The sequence below is a fragment of the Bradyrhizobium sp. TM102 genome (assembly GCF_009176685.1).
GTDB classification, from domain to species: Bacteria; Pseudomonadota; Alphaproteobacteria; order Rhizobiales; family Xanthobacteraceae; genus Bradyrhizobium; species Bradyrhizobium ottawaense.
In genome coordinates, this window is record NZ_AP021855.1 from 484,805 (window position 1) to 499,385 (window position 14,581).

16 protein-coding genes are annotated in these 14,581 nt (G+C 65.7%); 11 read left to right on the top strand and 5 right to left on the bottom strand.

Features of this window, described 5'->3' with window-relative positions; translation table 11 throughout:
* The first annotated feature begins 14 nt into the window (after positions 1 to 14).
* From GDN70_RS02250 to GDN70_RS02260, 3 genes are read left to right on the top strand one after another with little or no spacing between them, the layout of a single operon-like run.
* Entirely contained in the window at positions 15 to 809 is a 795-nt protein-coding gene (locus tag GDN70_RS02250; RefSeq protein WP_028139235.1) for a heme ABC transporter permease, read from the top strand.
* Positions 809 to 988, top strand: a complete 180-nt coding sequence (gene ccmD / locus GDN70_RS02255) for a heme exporter protein CcmD (protein ID WP_038949857.1) — start codon at positions 809 to 811, stop codon at positions 986 to 988. The genes GDN70_RS02250 and ccmD overlap by 1 nt, the downstream gene beginning before the upstream one ends.
* The gene (locus tag GDN70_RS02260; RefSeq protein WP_038949856.1) at positions 985 to 1,578 is read left to right on the top strand and encodes a DsbE family thiol:disulfide interchange protein; all 594 of its coding nucleotides are present in this window, start codon (positions 985 to 987) and stop codon (positions 1,576 to 1,578) included. Before ccmD ends, GDN70_RS02260 begins: the two co-directional genes overlap by 4 nt.
* A gap of 136 nt (positions 1,579 to 1,714) precedes the next feature.
* Here GDN70_RS02260 and GDN70_RS02265 read toward each other — a convergent pair whose 3' ends face one another.
* Both GDN70_RS02265 and ftsY read right to left on the bottom strand, forming a co-directional pair.
* Entirely contained in the window at positions 1,715 to 2,317 is a 603-nt protein-coding gene (locus GDN70_RS02265; RefSeq protein WP_028139237.1) for a septation protein A, read from the bottom strand.
* 3 nt (positions 2,318 to 2,320) lie between these two features.
* Positions 2,321 to 3,268 carry a signal recognition particle-docking protein FtsY gene (gene ftsY / locus GDN70_RS02270; protein WP_038949854.1) on the bottom strand — a complete coding sequence of 316 codons (948 nt, stop codon included), beginning with the start codon at positions 3,266 to 3,268 and terminating at the stop codon, positions 2,321 to 2,323.
* Between the two features lie 60 nt (positions 3,269 to 3,328).
* Between ftsY and GDN70_RS02275 the strand changes: the two genes are divergently transcribed.
* Entirely contained in the window at positions 3,329 to 4,030 is a 702-nt protein-coding gene (locus tag GDN70_RS02275) for an RluA family pseudouridine synthase (protein WP_028139239.1), read from the top strand.
* 208 nt (positions 4,031 to 4,238) lie between these two features.
* Positions 4,239 to 5,348 carry a DUF2336 domain-containing protein gene (locus GDN70_RS02280; protein WP_038972625.1) on the top strand — a complete coding sequence of 370 codons (1,110 nt, stop codon included), beginning with the start codon at positions 4,239 to 4,241 and terminating at the stop codon, positions 5,346 to 5,348.
* A gap of 201 nt (positions 5,349 to 5,549) precedes the next feature.
* Here the strand turns inward: GDN70_RS02280 and mtaB are convergent, their stop codons facing one another.
* The gene (gene mtaB / locus GDN70_RS02285) at positions 5,550 to 6,803 is read right to left on the bottom strand and encodes a tRNA (N(6)-L-threonylcarbamoyladenosine(37)-C(2))-methylthiotransferase MtaB (protein ID WP_038949849.1); all 1,254 of its coding nucleotides are present in this window, start codon (positions 6,801 to 6,803) and stop codon (positions 5,550 to 5,552) included.
* Complete coding sequence (dapF, locus tag GDN70_RS02290) at positions 6,803 to 7,678, bottom strand: diaminopimelate epimerase (RefSeq protein ID WP_038949848.1); 876 nt, start codon at positions 7,676 to 7,678, stop codon at positions 6,803 to 6,805. The genes mtaB and dapF overlap by 1 nt, the downstream gene beginning before the upstream one ends.
* A gap of 244 nt (positions 7,679 to 7,922) precedes the next feature.
* Between dapF and GDN70_RS02295 the strand changes: the two genes are divergently transcribed.
* Positions 7,923 to 8,702, top strand: coding sequence for a GyrI-like domain-containing protein (locus tag GDN70_RS02295; protein WP_038949847.1), 780 nt, complete (start codon positions 7,923 to 7,925; stop codon positions 8,700 to 8,702).
* Positions 8,703 to 8,707: 5 nt separating this feature from the next.
* Positions 8,708 to 9,424: an SIMPL domain-containing protein gene (locus GDN70_RS02300; RefSeq protein WP_038949846.1), complete on the top strand. Its 717-nt coding sequence runs from the start codon at positions 8,708 to 8,710 to the stop codon at positions 9,422 to 9,424.
* Between the two features lie 179 nt (positions 9,425 to 9,603).
* Here the strand turns inward: GDN70_RS02300 and GDN70_RS02305 are convergent, their stop codons facing one another.
* The gene (locus GDN70_RS02305) at positions 9,604 to 10,668 is read right to left on the bottom strand and encodes an MBL fold metallo-hydrolase (protein WP_173015737.1); all 1,065 of its coding nucleotides are present in this window, start codon (positions 10,666 to 10,668) and stop codon (positions 9,604 to 9,606) included.
* A gap of 434 nt (positions 10,669 to 11,102) precedes the next feature.
* Between GDN70_RS02305 and ffh the strand changes: the two genes are divergently transcribed.
* The 4 genes from ffh to trmD all read left to right on the top strand — a co-directional run bounded on the left by ffh (position 11,103) and on the right by trmD (position 14,502).
* Positions 11,103 to 12,650 carry a signal recognition particle protein gene (gene ffh / locus GDN70_RS02310; protein WP_152102107.1) on the top strand — a complete coding sequence of 516 codons (1,548 nt, stop codon included), beginning with the start codon at positions 11,103 to 11,105 and terminating at the stop codon, positions 12,648 to 12,650.
* Positions 12,651 to 12,735: 85 nt separating this feature from the next.
* Positions 12,736 to 13,068, top strand: coding sequence for a 30S ribosomal protein S16 (gene rpsP / locus GDN70_RS02315; RefSeq protein WP_008133080.1), 333 nt, complete (start codon positions 12,736 to 12,738; stop codon positions 13,066 to 13,068).
* A gap of 9 nt (positions 13,069 to 13,077) precedes the next feature.
* Positions 13,078 to 13,629, top strand: a complete 552-nt coding sequence (rimM, locus tag GDN70_RS02320) for a ribosome maturation factor RimM (RefSeq protein WP_038972633.1) — start codon at positions 13,078 to 13,080, stop codon at positions 13,627 to 13,629.
* 117 nt (positions 13,630 to 13,746) lie between these two features.
* Positions 13,747 to 14,502: a tRNA (guanosine(37)-N1)-methyltransferase TrmD gene (gene trmD, locus GDN70_RS02325; RefSeq protein WP_038972634.1), complete on the top strand. Its 756-nt coding sequence runs from the start codon at positions 13,747 to 13,749 to the stop codon at positions 14,500 to 14,502.
* The last annotated feature ends 79 nt before the right edge of the window (positions 14,503 to 14,581 follow it).

A 14,581-nucleotide genomic window follows, 5' to 3' on the forward strand; every position in this document is an offset into this window, starting at 1 on the left:
ATTATCAGGGTACCATGACGCTGATCGACCTCGCCAACCCCACGCGGTTCCTCGCGCTGACAGCGCGGGTCCTGCCGTGGCTCGCGGCCGCGACCGTGCTCCTTCTTGCAATCGGTCTCTATCAAATCGCGCTTGCGCCCGACGACTATCAGCAAGGCGCGACCGTGAAGATCATGTTCATCCACGTGCCCAATGCCTGGCTGTCGATGTTCGTCTGGGGCGTGATGAGCATCGCTTCGCTCGGCACGCTGGTGTGGCGGCATCCGCTCGCCGACGTCGCCGCCAAGGCCGCAGCGCCGATCGGCGCCGCCTTCACCTTCCTCGCACTGCTGACGGGCTCGCTGTGGGGCCGGCCGATGTGGGGCACCTATTGGGAGTGGGATGCGCGGCTCACTTCGGTGCTGATCCTGTTCCTGATGTATCTCGGCCTGATGGCGCTGTGGCGCGCCGTCGACGATCCCTCGCGCGCCGCACGCGCCGCCGCGGTGCTGACCCTGGTCGGCGCGCTCAACCTGCCGATCATCAAGTTCTCGGTCGACTGGTGGAATACGCTGCACCAGCCGGCCTCGGTGATGCGCATGGGCGGCTCGGCCCTCGACAAATCGTTCCTGATTCCGCTGCTGGTGATGGCGATCGCCTTCACGCTGCTGTTCGTCACGCTGCATCTGGCGGCGATGCGCAATGAAATCCTGCGCCGCCGGGTCCGCTCTCTGCAAATGATGCAGGCGAGCCGGGTCGCATTCTCGAGCGAAATGGGCGCCGGTTCGCGCGGACAAAACGCGTCGAAAGAAATTGGGGCCGCAGGATGATGTCGCTCGGTCCTTATGCATCCTTCATCGTGACGTCCTATGCCGCAGCGGCCCTCGTGGTCGTGATCCTGATCGGCTGGATCGTGCTCGACTATCGCAACCAGACGCAGCGCCTGCGCGAGCTCGACCGCAGCGGCATCACCCGCCGCTCCGGCCGTAGCGCCATGGACGCATCATGAGCGAACGATCGACCTCCGCAGCGCCGCAGCGCCGCACTTTCCTGATGGTGCTGCCGCTGATTGCGTTCATCGCACTGGCGCTGCTGTTCTGGTTCCGGCTCGGCAGCGGCGATCCCTCGCGGATTCCCTCCGCGCTGATCGGTCGTCCCGCGCCGCAGACGGCGCTGCCGCCGCTCGAGGGATTGCAGATCGACAATGCGCAGGTGCCGGGCCTCGATCCCGCCGCGTTCAAGGGCAAGGTCAGCCTGGTCAATGTCTGGGCATCCTGGTGCGTGCCCTGTCATGACGAGGCGCCGCTTTTGACCGAGTTCGCCAAGGACAAGCGCTTCCAGCTCGTCGGCATCAACTACAAGGACGCGTCCGACAATGCGCGGCGCTTCCTCGGGCGCTACGGCAACCCGTTCGGTCGCGTCGGCGTGGATGCCAACGGCCGCGCCTCGATCGAATGGGGCGTCTACGGCGTGCCCGAAACCTTCGTCGTCGGCCGCGAAGGCACCATCGTCTACAAGCTGGTCGGCCCGATCACGCCGGACAATCTGCGCAACGTGTTGTTGCCGCAGATGGAGAAGGCGCTGGGGGCGGGCTCGTAAGGCAGCTCGTGCCCCGGACGCAGCGCAGCGATCCTTCATCGATGCGCTGCAGAGCCGGGGCCCATCTCACCACGGCCGCATTGCCGGAAAGAGCCTGGGTCCCGGCTCGCGCTTCGCGCGTCCGGGACACGAGAGCTTACCCCTTCCTGACATCCCCCGCGTCCGCCTCGCTCGCTTCCAGCGACGCCGGCTCGAGGTGGTAGCGCTTGGTCAGCGGCATCTGGGCGATGGCGAAGACCATGGTCAACGGGGTCACGCCGAACACCTTGAAGTTCACCCAGAAGTCGGTGCTCTGGGTGCGCCAGACGATCTCGTTCAGCACCGCCATGCCGGCAAAGAACAGCGCCCAGCGCAGGGTGAGGATGCGCCAGCCCTGCGGCGTCAGATTGAACATCTGGTCGAACATGACGGCGATGAAGGAGCGGCCGAACAACAGGCCGCCGCCGAGGATCGCAGCGAACAGGCCGTAGATGATGGTCGGCTTGAGCTTGATGAAGGTCTCGTCGTGCAGCACCAGCGTCAGCGTGCCGAACACCAGCACGATCACGCCCGTGACGATCGCCATGATCGGAATGTGGCGCGTCACCACATAGGAGGCGACCATCGCCGCCACGATCGCGACCATGAAGGCGCCGGTCGCCGCGAACAGATTGAACTTCGCGTTCACGAAGAAGAACACGAGCAGCGGCCCGAGCTCGGTCGCCAGCTTGAACAGCGGATGCGGCTGGGTCTTGTCCATTCTTCAGCTTTCGATTCCGGCAATGGCGCGGGCGAAGTCGCGCGCGGTGAACGGCGCGAGATCGTCGACGCCTTCGCCGACGCCGATGAAATGCACCGGCAGTTTGAACTTCTCCGCGAGCGCCACCAGAATGCCGCCGCGCGCGGTGCCGTCGAGCTTCGTCATCACGAGGCCGGTGACCCCGGCGGTGCGATGGAAGGCCTCGACCTGCGACAGCGCGTTCTGACCGACGGTCGCATCGAGCACAAGCAGCACGGCATGCGGCGCAGTGTCATCCACCTTGCGGATCACACGCACGACCTTTTCGAGCTCGTTCATCAGCTCGGCCTTGTTCTGCAGCCGGCCGGCGGTGTCGATCAGGAGCACGTCGATAATCTGCTCCTTCGCCGCCGTCAGCGCGTTGAAGGCAAGGCTCGCCGAATCCGAGCCCTGCGCGCCCGCGATCACGGGCGTCTTCGTCCGCTCGCCCCACACCTTGAGCTGCTCGATCGCCGCAGCGCGAAACGTGTCGCCGGCGGCCAGCATCACCTTGCGGCCTTCGGAGGCGAATTTCTGCGAGAGTTTTCCGATGGTGGTGGTCTTGCCCGAGCCGTTGACCCCGACCACGAGGATCACGAACGGCTTCCTGGCCGTATCGATCTCGAGCGGCTTTGCCACCGGCGCCAGCACCTTCTCGACCTCGGTGGCGACGACGTCCTTGACCTCGTCCGCCGAGATCGCCTTGTCGTAACGTCCGGTGCCGACGGCGTCCGCGATCCTCACCGCGACTGACGTGCCGAGATCAGCGCGCAGCAGCACGTCCTCGATGTCGTCGAGCATGGCGCGGTCGAGCTTGCGCTTGGTGACGAGGTCGGCGACCGCGGTCCCGAGCGAGGACGAGGTGCGCTTCAGCCCGTTGGACAGGCGGCGCCACCAACTCAGCTTGGGGGGATCTGACGTGGTATCGTTCATGGCGGGGGTGTGTTAGCCGTTCCGGCTGCCAAACGAAAGTCTTGACCGAAAGTCTTGCAATTGCTCGATGTTCCCCAATTGACGGCCGATGAAATTCTGGCCCGCGTGCTCCATCGCGACGGGCTGATGCTGATCATCGACAAGCCGGCCGGCCTGCCGGTGCATCGCGGTCCCAAGGGCGGCGCCAATCTGGAGGCCTCGTTCGACGCGCTCTGCTTCGGCCTGCCGCGGCCGCCGGTGCTCGCCCACCGGCTGGACAAGGACACCTCCGGCTGCCTCGTGCTCGGCCGCCACCGCAAGGCAACGGCCTCGCTCGGCCTCCTCTTCAAGCATGGCAAGATCGGCAAGACCTACTGGACCGTGGTCGAGGGCGGCCCCGCCGAGGACGAGGGCACCATCGACATGCCGCTCGGCCGGCTCAACGCCGAACGGGGCTGGTGGCAGAAGCCTGATCCTGAGGGACAGAAGGCGATCACGAACTGGAAAGTAATGGGCCGGGGTGACGGTTTCACCTGGCTGGCCATGGAACCGGTGACCGGGCGGACCCATCAATTGCGGGTGCATTCGGCCGCGACCGGCTGGCCGATCTTCGGCGATAACATTTACGGCAACGGCCCGCGTTTCGGCGAGCCAAAGCTGCACCTGCATTCCCGCGAGATCGTGGTGCCGATCTCCCGGAACAAGGAGCCCGTCCGCGTCGTGGCGCCGGCCCCGCCCCACATGCACGAAAAGCTCCGCGCCTGCGGCTGGAACGGGGAATAATCTTTTAGACCCTCAGGGTGAGCAGGCCGCCAAGAAAGGCCCGCATCTCGCCCGCGGCCATCCTTCGAGACGCCCGCTTTGCGGGCTCCTCAGGATGAGGGTCGGCACTCGCCTTCCGCCCATGGTTTACGAAACGTTCAGCGCTCGGCGCTAATGATGACGGTTGCTTAGAACAAGCTTCTGTAACCGCTCAGGATGAGCAGGCGTGATGTCCAAGGCCGAGCTATCGATCATCGAAGAGGTCGAATCCGCGATTCGCGCAGGCTCGGCGGAAAAGGGCCTGGAAACGGCCCGGCGCGTCACCGACCTGTTCCTCTCCTCTGCCGGCAGTTTCGACGACGAGCAGATCGCGCTGTTCGACGAGGTGCTCGAGCGCCTGATCGGCACCATCGAGCTTCGCGCCCTTGCCGACATGGGCGCACGCATCGCGCTCGCCGAGATCAGCGCGCAGCTGGCGCCGATCGCGCAGGCACCGCCTTCGGTAATCCGCCGCCTCGCCAGCAATAACGAGATCCGCATCGCCGGTCCCGTGCTGCAGGAATCCGCCCGCCTCGACGACGGCGAGCTGGTGAAGATCGCATCATCCAAGGGCGAGCCGCATCTGCTGGCGATCGCCGGCCGCTGGTGGTTAAAGGAAATCGTCACCGACGCACTTCTGGCGCGCCGCTATCCCAGCGTCAACCGGCGGCTCGCTGCCAATCCCGGCGCGCGCGTCTCCGGAAACGGATTCGCCGTCATAATCGGGCAAGCCGAGGCCGATCCCGAACTTGCCGTCAGCGTCGGCGTCCGCGTCGACCTGCCGTCGGAGCTGCGTCGCCGGTTGCTGCGCTCGGCCAGCGATGCCGTGCGCGCCCGCCTACTGTCGCGCGCGCCGCCGCATCTGTTCGAGGAAATCCAGAGCGCGATCGCCGCCGTCACCGTCGGTGTCGATCGCGAGATGTCGGGCGTCCGCGATTTCGAAGGTGCCAAGCGGGCGATTGCAATGCTCAAGGCGACCGGCCAGCTCAGCGAAGCGACGCTGCTCGGTTTCGCCACGCAGCGGCGCTATGAAGAGACCGCCGCAGCGCTGGCCGCATTGTCCGGATCAACCGTCGAGGTGATCCGCCCGCTGATGCAGAGCCTGCGCGACGACGGCTTGCTGGTGCCGTGCAAGGCGGCGCAGCTCAGCTGGGAGACCACGACCGCCGTGCTCGAAAGCCGCTTTGCCACAGGCGCCATGAAGCCGGCCGATCTTGCAAGAGCGCAAGGGCACTTTGCGCGGATGACGCCGGAGAATGCAAAGCGGACGCTGCGCTTCTGGCAGGTCAGGGCGTCGTAGGGCGCGCTCTTTGGGCAGGCATATCCACACCCTCGGTGTCGTCCCTGCGAACGCAGGGACCCATAACCACAGGGAGACGTTTGGCGAAGATTCGGAATTCGGTACTGCGACCATCCGCAACCGATAAATCACGCGGTATGGGTCCCTGCGTTCGCAGGGACGACGCTGGGGATTTAGCGCGTCCAACTCGCCGTAGCCCGACTAAGTAGTCAGTCGCTCACCATCGCCGCCAACGATCCGCAGCGACACCACGCTTCCCACCCGCTCGCCAGCGATCGCCACCGGCAGGTAATGCTCCGTGCGGCCCTGCGCCTCACTCTCGATCAGCACATCGCGCGTGGCACCGATTTCGGCTTGCAGCCGCTTGCGTAGCGCCATCTCGCCAGCTGCCCGCAGCCGCTTCGCGCGTTCCTTGATCGCCGGCCCCGCCACCTGCGGCATCCGTGCGGCCGGCGTGCCGGGGCGAGGCGAATAGGGGAAGACGTGCAGGAATGTCAGGCCGCATTCCTCGACCAGATCGAGCGAGCGCGAAAACATCTCCTCCGTCTCGGTCGGGAAACCCGCGATGATGTCGGCACCGAACAGGACATCGGGGCGCAGGCGGCGCACCTGCTCGCAGAACACGATCGCGTCCTGCCGTGAATGCCGCCGCTTCATCCGCTTCAGGATCATGTCGTCGCCGGATTGCAGCGACAGATGCAGATGCGGCATCAGCCGCGCATCGCCGGCGATGGCGTCAAGCAGATCAGCATCCACCTCGATCGAATCGATCGAGGAGATGCGCAGGCGCCTGAGTTCCGGCACATGCCGCAAGATCTGCTTCGTCAGCATGCCGAGCTTCGGCGCGCCCGGAAGGTCAGTGCCGTAGCTGGTGAGATCGACACCGGTCAGCACGATCTCGGCATGGCCGCGCTCGGCCAGCGTCCGCACCTGCTCGACCACCGCGCCCATCGGTACCGAGCGCGAATTGCCGCGGCCATAGGGGATGATGCAGAAGGTGCAGCGATGGTCGCAGCCGTTCTGCACCTGCACGAACACGCGCGGCAGGCCGCTCGTATAGCCGTCGATGAGATGCGGCGCCATCTCCCTCACGGCCATGATGTCGCTGACGGCGATCTTCTCGCCGGCGCCGAGATCGAAGGCATCGCGGGCCTCGCGCCAGGCTTGGCGGCGCATCTTGTCGTCGTTGCCGACGACGCGATCGACCTCGGTCATGTCGGCGAACATCGCAGCTTGCGTCTGCGCCGCGCAACCGGTGACGACGATGCGCGCCTCGGGCCGTTCGCGCTTCAGTTTGCGGATCGATTGCCGCGCCTGCGCCACCGCCTCGTTGGTGACGGCGCAACTGTTGATGACGATGGTGTCTGAAAGGCCAGCACCCTCGGCCTCGCGGCGGATCACTTCGGCCTCGAAAGCATTGAGGCGGCAGCCGAAGGTGACGACGTCGACGGCCATCAGGCGGCCGGCGCAAACAGCGCCGGATCGAATCTGCCCTCATATTCGAAGGTCGCCGTGCCCGTCATCAGCACGTGATCGTCGCGTTCGCGCCATTCGATGCCGAGCTTGCCGCCGGGCAGCGTGATCTCGACCTTGCGCTCGGCCCGCTTCAGGCGGGCCGCACCGACGGCCGTGGCGCAGGCCGCCGAGCCGCAGGCCCTGGTCAGGCCGGCACCGCGCTCCCAGGTGCGGATCGTGATGTGCTTGTCATCGACGATATGGGCGAGCGTGATGTTGGCGCGCTCCGGGAAGATCGGGTGGTTTTCGAGCAGCGGACCGAAACGCTCGAGATCGTAGGCGTTGACGTCGTCGACCCAGAAAATCGCATGCGGATTGCCCATGCTCAACACGGAGGGCGAATGCAGGATGGGATTGTCGATCGGCCCGATCTGCAATTCGATGTAGCGGGTATCGCGGAACTCTTCCGCCAGCGGAATGTCCTGCCAGCCGAACTTCGGCGCGCCCATATCGACGGTGTAGAGATCGGGCGCCGGGCCCTGCCAGGCATTGAGCAAGCCGGCCGCCGTCTCGAACGTCGCGGCGGTCTGCCCGTTCTTCTCGAAGATGCGCCGCACCACACAGCGCATGCCGTTGCCGCAGGCACCGGCCTCGGAGCCATCGCTGTTGTAGATGCGGATGAAGGCTTCGGTGCCGTCGAGCCGCGGCTTCTGCAGCACCATGAGCTGGTCGTAGGCCACGCCACCGTTCGCGGACGCCACCGCGCGGGCGTCGTCCGGCGTCACCTTTGCTGCGGAATCGCGCATGTCGACAACGACGATCTCGTTGCCGATGCCGTTCATCTTGGCAAATGCGTGGTTGGCCAGCGCGCTCATGAAAATTCCCGAATTTCGCCTGTCTTATATGGCGATCCTTGGCGGCTTGGCCAGTGATTTGCCGCCGGGCGCCAGGAGGACTGCCATGACGCATCTGTCATGGGACGAATTTGGCACCCACGTGTTAGAACGGCGAAAGTTCGTCGCGAACCGGGATGCGCGGCCGGGCTCAAGCCGGATTAGGCCTTGGTGGGCAAGGTCTTGCTGATGAAGGGCCTTGGTTAAGGCCTTGGGGAGAATAAAAATGATGAGGTTTCGTCGTCTTGCTCTGGCCGCGCTGATCCCGGCAGCGGCCTTGTCGCTTGGCCTGCCCGAGGTTCTGGCGCAAACTCCGAGCCCGGCACCGGCGGCCTCGGCAAGTCCCTCGCCGGCCCCATCGGCTTCTCCCGCCCCGGCCGCGAGCGCCTCGCCTGCCCCATCGGCGACGGCCTCACCCGCGCCGTCGCCTGCCGCCAGCGCGTCGCCGGCCCCGACAACGTCGCCCTCGCCCGCAGCCAGTGCCTCACCCAGCCCCACGGCCCCGCCGCCGGCGGCGGCCGCAACACCTGCCCCGGTGCAGACCGCCGATCCGTTCGGCCTGGAAACCACGCTCGAGGGGAAGAAGGTCGTGATGGTCAAGGGCACTGCCAATTGGGACTCGGCCTTCGACACGCTGATCGACGCTTTCAAGGCGCTGAATACGCTCCTGGACAAGCAGGGCATCAAGCATGCCGGCAATGCGATGATCGTCTACACCTCGACCGACGATACCGGCTTCACCTTCCTTGCCGAGATCCCGGTCGAGCAGGATCCCAAGAACCTTGCCAAGGACATGAGCATCGGCAAGTCGCCGGAGGGCAAGGTGCTGAAATTCGTCCATCGCGGTTCCTACGACAACATGGACAACACCTACGAGGCGATCACCAATCACCTCGACGACAAGAGACTGGAAGCCAAGGACACCTTCATCGAGGAATACCTCACCGATCCACTCAAGACGGCAGAGGACAAGCTCGTGATCAACGTTTTCGTGCCACTGAAGTGAGACCGATGAAAAAGACTGCCGTACTTGCTACGTCCCTTGCCGCCGTTTTCGCCGCCACGCTGCTGACAACGCCCGCGCTTGCCGATGATTTTCCATCCGCCATTACGGTGAGCGGCGAAGCCAACATTTCTGCGGCGCCCGATCTCGCGCAGATCGACGCCGGCGTCGCCAACGACGCCAAGACAGCGAAGGAAGCATCCGATGCCAACAACGCCGCGATGGGCAAGGTGCTGCTGGCTTTGAAGGGCGCCGGCATCGCCGAGAAGGATTACCAGACCTCGCGGCTGTCGCTGCAGCCGCAATACGGCCAGAACAAATCCACCGGCGCATCCCCGGTGGTCGGCTTCCGCGCCAGCAACCGTGTCACCGTAAAAATTCGCGACGTGACCAAGGTCGCCACCATCATCGACACGCTGGTCGGCGCCGGCGCCAACGACATCGGCAACATCTCCTTCGAGGTGACGCAGGCCTCGAAGCTGCTCGACGACGCGCGCGAGCAGGCGGTCGTGGACGCGCGCCGCAAGGCCGAGATCTACGCCAAGGCCACCGGCGTCACGCTGGGCGCTCCGCTCAGCGTGTCCGAGGGCGGCGCCCCGGTGCCGCTGTTCAAGTCGCGGATGGCAACAGCGCCGATGGCAGCACCGCAAGCCGCAGTTGCGCCCGGCGAGGAAACGCTGTCGGTGACGGTGAATGTGAGCTGGGCGATCAAAGCGGGGCAGTAGGCCGCAAGAGGCACGCTGCCCGCCCAAACAACGGTGGTCGTCCCCGCGAAGGCGGGGACCCATAACCACAGGGAGGAGTGTGAGGCAACTCTCCCACTCCGAGTCTTCGCCAAACCACTCTTGTGGGTATGGGTCCCGGATCTACGCTCCGCTTCGCTTGTCCGGGACGACAGCGAGACCTAAATCTCCACCACCTGCCCCGGCTGCATCGCCACGAACAGCTCCTGCGGAAGCTTCGCAGCATCCAGGGCTTCGAGCAGCGCCTTGGCCGGCGCGTCGATCGCCTCATCCGTGAGCTGGAACGTGCCGTGATGATGCCCGAGCGCGGCCTCGGCGCCGCAATCGCGTAGCGCCTTCACCGCGTCCTCCGGATTCATGTGCTGGTCGCGCATGAACCAGCGCGGCTCGTAGGCGCCGATGGGGAGAATCGCCAGTCGCAGCTTCCCATGCTTCTCGGCGACACGGCGGAAATGCCGGCCATCGCCATAGCCGGAATCGCAGACGACGTAGATTTTTCCGGCCGGCGTCTCCAGCACGAAACTCGCCCACAGCGCCTTGTTGCGATCGAACATGCCGCGCGCCGTCCAGTGCCGGGTCGGCACCAAGTGCACGGCGATGCCGCCGCCGAGCTCGACGCGGTCATGCCAGTCGAAGGCTTCAACCTTGATCGTGGAATCCCAGCTGCGCATCGTCACGTCGTTGCCGAGCGGGGTCACCACGCGCGGGGCAAAATTCTTGGTGAGCCGCGACAGCGTCGCGATGTCGAGATGATCGTAATGGCCGTGCGAGACCAGCACGACGTCGATCTTCGGCAGCTTCTCGAAGGCGATGCCGGGATCGTTGTGCCGCTTCGGCCCGGCCCAGGCGACCGGCGAGACCCGCGCCGACCAGACGGGGTCGACCAGAATGTTGAGGCCGCCGGTCTGGATCAGCCAGCTGGCATGCCCGACGAAGGAGAGCCGCACCTTGTCGCCGTCGACCCGCGCCGGCGGCGTGTCGGCATGGGGGCTGGGCGCCCAGTCGGGCCAGGTGGCGCGCTGCCGCTTGCCGCCGAGCTGCCAACGCAGCACCTCCCGAAGCGATTTCGGCGGCGCGCCGTCCGGATCGAAGAAGTTCAGACCGTCGAAATGGTCGGAGGCGGGACCGTCGTAGGTTTTCATGCGGGACATCCAAAGGGACGGGACACCGACCAGGGCGCCTGCCCCGGCAAGCAGTCCGAACAGGCGGCGGCAGGTGATCGGCACGGCGGGCTTCAGGACTGGTGGCGGAGGTAAGTCATCACCTTCTATATGGGCAGGCAAAAGGAAAAGGAACCTGCAGTCGAAAGCGACGTATTTTCAAGACGTTACCTTGGCAGAGACATTCCGGCGCCCTAACTTTCCTTGACTTTTGGGCGTGAGCGGCGTTTAACCCCGCCACTTTCTCGGAAAGGCTTTCTTTTCGACCCGCCGACTGGTCCTCGAGGCCGGAGGTCAACGCCCGACAGCGCTGTGCGCCCTCGGGCGTAAAGGTGTTTGGACTTTCTTCTCCCTCGCCCCGCTCTTGCGGGGAGAGGGTCGGGGTGAGGGGCTCTCTCCGCGCATGGTGCGCGTAGACGGTCCCGTACCCCCTCACCCGGATCGCAAGGGCGATCCGACCTCTCCCCGCGAGCGGGGAGAGGTAAAAGAGGACAACGGCATTGTTCGACAATCTGTCGGAACGGCTTGGCGGAATTCTCGATCGTCTGACGGGGCGCGGTGCGCTGACCGAAAAGGACGTCGATGCCGCGATGCGCGAGGTGCGCCGCGCGCTGCTGGAGGCCGACGTCGCGCTCGAGGTGGTTCGCAGCTTCACCGAGCGCGTGCGCGAGCAGGCGATCGGCGCGACCGTCGTCAAGTCGGTCACCCCCGGCCAGATGGTTGTCAAGATCGTCCATGACGAGCTGATCAACACGCTCGGGGCCGAAAGCCAGACCATCGACGTCAACTCCGTGCCGCCGGTGCCGATCATGATGGTCGGTCTGCAAGGCTCCGGTAAAACCACCACCACTGCAAAGCTCGCCCGCCGTCTGGTCCAGCGTGACAAGCGCAAGGTGCTGATGGCCTCGCTCGACGTCTATCGCCCGGCGGCGATGGAGCAGCTGGCCGTGCTCGGCCGCGACCTCGACATTCCGACCCTGCCGATCGTGGCGGGACAGCAGCCGCCGCAGATCGCCAAGCGCGCGCTGGAAGCCGGTAAGCTCGGCGGCTACGACATCGTGCTGCTCGACACCGCCGGCCGCACCACGCTCGACGAAGATATGATGGCGGAAGCCGCCGCGATCAAAGCTGCGGCCAATCCGCATGAAGTGCTGCTGGTCGCCGACAGCCTCACCGGTCAGGACGCCGTGAACCTCGCGCGCGCGTTCGATCAGCGCGTCGGCCTCACCGGCATCGTGCTGACCCGCGTCGACGGCGACGGCCGCGGCGGTGCTGCGCTGTCGATGCGCGCGGTCACCGGCAAGCCGATCAAGCTGATCGGCACCGGTGAAAAGACCGACGCGCTGGAAGATTTCCACCCCGATCGTATTGCCGGCCGCATCCTTGGCATGGGCGACGTGGTGTCGCTGGTCGAGCGCGCTGCCGCCAACATCGACGCCGAAAAGGCCGCGCGCACCGCCGAACGCATGCGCAAGGGTCAGTTCGACCTCAACGACATGCGCGAGCAGCTGCTGCAGATGGCCAATATGGGCGGCATCAGCGGGCTGATGGGCATGATGCCCGGCATCGCCAAGATGAAGAACCAGATTGCGGCCGCCGGCATCGACGACAAGATCCTGAAGCGCCAGGTCGCGGTGATCGATTCCATGACGCGCGACGAGCGCCGTCATCCCGATTTGCTCAAGGCCAGCCGCAAGAAGCGTATCGCTGCAGGGTCCGGCCAGAGCGTCGAGCAGGTCAACAAGCTGCTCAAGATGCACCGGAACATGGCTGACGTGATGAAGGCGATGGGCTCGGGCAAGCGCGGCCCGCTCGCCGGCATCGCGCAGGCCATGGGCTTTGGCGGCGGCATGAAGCCGCCCTCGCCGGAAGAGATGAAGGCGCTGCAGGAGAAGATGCAGAGCGGCGGCGGACAGGGTCTGCCCAATTTGCCGAAGGATCTGCCTGCCGGCTTGCGTCAGGGCCTGCCGAATGTGCCAGGGCTCACGGGCCTCAGCGGCAAGCCGATGCTGCCGGGCCTCGGCGGTTTTCCCGGCAAGAAGAAATGAGGAATTCGTCACGAGGGATCGCACGGTCTCGCGCGGCGCGAAAATACCAATCAACCGAACAAACTGTACTTTGAAGGAGAACTGAATGTCCGTCGTTATCCGCCTCGCCCGCGCAGGCACCAAGAAGCGTCCCGTCTATCACGTCGTCGTCGCCGACTCGCGCTTCCCCCGCGATGGCCGCTTCATCGAGCGTCTCGGCTATTTCAACCCGCTGCTGCCGAAGGACAACGAGACTCGTCTGAAGCTCGACATGGACAAGGTGAAGGCCTGGCTCGCCAAGGGCGCGCAGCCGTCCGACCGCGTGGCGCGTTTCCTCGACGCTGCCGGCGTCAAGAAGCGCGAAGCGCGCAACAACCCCGAGAAGGCCGTGCCGCGCAAGGAGCGCAAGGCGCAGGCCGAAGCCGCCGCGAAGGGCTAAGGCTAGGTCATGTCGGCGCTGGTCTGCGTCGCGCGGATCGGCGCCGCGCATGGTGTGCGCGGTGCGGTCAAATTGTGGACCTTCACCGAGGATCCCTTTGCCGTCAGGCGCTATGGCCCGCTGCTGTCCAAGGACGGCAAGCGCCAGTTCGAGGTCGCAACGGCGCGCGAGGCAAAAGATCATCTGGTCGCGACGTTCAAGGGCGTCACGACCCGCGATGAGGCCGAGCGCCTCAACGGCATCGAGCTCTACGTCGCGCGCGAAAAACTGCCCGCGACGGATGAGGACGAATATTACCACACCGACCTGATCGGGCTCGCCGCCGTCACCACCGACGGCGACGCGCTCGGCCGCGTGCTCGCGATCCACAATTTCGGCGCCGGCGACATCATCGAAATCGCTCCACCCAAGGGCACGACGATGCTGTTGCCGTTCACGAACGCAGTGGTGCCGGAGGTCGATCTCAAAGGCGGCCGCGTCGTGATCGCGCTGCCGCAGGAGATCGAGGGCGATGACAATGATCCCTCCACGAGTCGTCCCCGCGAACGCGGGGACCCATAACCACAGGCCGTGGTTTTTGGCTAAGCTGATGGCTCCAGCCATCGCAAAACTGGCTGCGGTGGTTATGGGTCCCGGATCTGCGCTGCGCTTGTCCGGAACGACGAGAATTGAGATCCGATGACAACCCCCTCACCCTGGCGCGCGACGGTGCTGACGCTGTTTCCGGAGATGTTTCCGGGGCCGCTCGGCGTGAGCCTGGCCGGCCGGGCGCTGGCCTCCGGGCTGTGGGAGATCGAGGCGCGGGACATCCGGGCGTCCGCCACCGACCGCCACCGCAGCGTTGACGACACCCCGGCCGGCGGCGGGCCGGGCATGGTGCTGCGGGCGGATGTTCTGGCGGCGGCCATCGATGCCGCCGAGATCGCCCCCGAGCGGCCGCGGCTGCTGATGAGCCCGAGGGGTCGGCCATTGACCCAGGCCCGCGTCACAGAGCTCGCCCAGGGCCCCGGCCCCCTGATCGTCTGCGGGCGCTTCGAGGGGATCGACCAGCGGGTGATCGACGGGCGGGGCCTGGAAGAGGTCTCGATCGGGGATTACGTGCTGTCCGGGGGCGAAATCGCCGCTTTGGCCCTGATCGACGCCTGCGTGCGGCTGCTGCCGGGCGTGATGGGCAAGGAGGCCTCAGGAACCGAGGAGAGCTTCTCCGACGGCCTGCTCGAATACCCCCAATACACCCGGCCGCAGCTGTTCGAGGGCGCTCCGATCCCTGATATCCTGACCTCGGGCGACCACGCCAAGGTTGCCAGCTGGCGACGGGCGCAATCGGAGGCCCTCACGGCGGCCCGGCGGCCGGATTTATGGGCCCAGATCCCCCCCAAGGCCCCGAATCGGGCGGGACGCCAAAAAACGCCAAAAAACAAGACAGACGGGTGACAAACGCTCCGGCTTGCCTTATAGGAGCGGCCACATCCGCAATAGCTGGATAGACGAATTTCGCGCAGCCCCCGATCTG

What these genes read in the sequence shown, in the direction of transcription:
- ftsY (WP_038949854.1), bottom strand. Translation starts at nt 3,268, where the DNA reads ATGAACGATACCACGTCAGATCCCCCCAAGCTGAGTTGGTGGCGCCGC.
- ccmD (WP_038949857.1), top strand. Translation starts at nt 809, where the DNA reads ATGTCGCTCGGTCCTTATGCATCCTTCATCGTGACGTCCTATGCCGCA.
- dapF (WP_038949848.1), bottom strand. Translation starts at nt 7,678, where the DNA reads ATGAGCGCGCTGGCCAACCACGCATTTGCCAAGATGAACGGCATCGGC.
- GDN70_RS02265 (WP_028139237.1), bottom strand. Translation starts at nt 2,317, where the DNA reads ATGGACAAGACCCAGCCGCATCCGCTGTTCAAGCTGGCGACCGAGCTC.
- GDN70_RS02280 (WP_038972625.1), top strand. Translation starts at nt 4,239, where the DNA reads ATGTCCAAGGCCGAGCTATCGATCATCGAAGAGGTCGAATCCGCGATT.
- rpsP (WP_008133080.1), top strand. Translation starts at nt 12,736, where the DNA reads ATGTCCGTCGTTATCCGCCTCGCCCGCGCAGGCACCAAGAAGCGTCCC.
- GDN70_RS02260 (WP_038949856.1), top strand. Translation starts at nt 985, where the DNA reads ATGAGCGAACGATCGACCTCCGCAGCGCCGCAGCGCCGCACTTTCCTG.
- GDN70_RS02250 (WP_028139235.1), top strand. Translation starts at nt 15, where the DNA reads ATGACGCTGATCGACCTCGCCAACCCCACGCGGTTCCTCGCGCTGACA.
- GDN70_RS02300 (WP_038949846.1), top strand. Translation starts at nt 8,708, where the DNA reads ATGAAAAAGACTGCCGTACTTGCTACGTCCCTTGCCGCCGTTTTCGCC.
- rimM (WP_038972633.1), top strand. Translation starts at nt 13,078, where the DNA reads ATGTCGGCGCTGGTCTGCGTCGCGCGGATCGGCGCCGCGCATGGTGTG.
- GDN70_RS02295 (WP_038949847.1), top strand. Translation starts at nt 7,923, where the DNA reads ATGATGAGGTTTCGTCGTCTTGCTCTGGCCGCGCTGATCCCGGCAGCG.
- mtaB (WP_038949849.1), bottom strand. Translation starts at nt 6,803, where the DNA reads ATGGCCGTCGACGTCGTCACCTTCGGCTGCCGCCTCAATGCTTTCGAG.
- trmD (WP_038972634.1), top strand. Translation starts at nt 13,747, where the DNA reads ATGACAACCCCCTCACCCTGGCGCGCGACGGTGCTGACGCTGTTTCCG.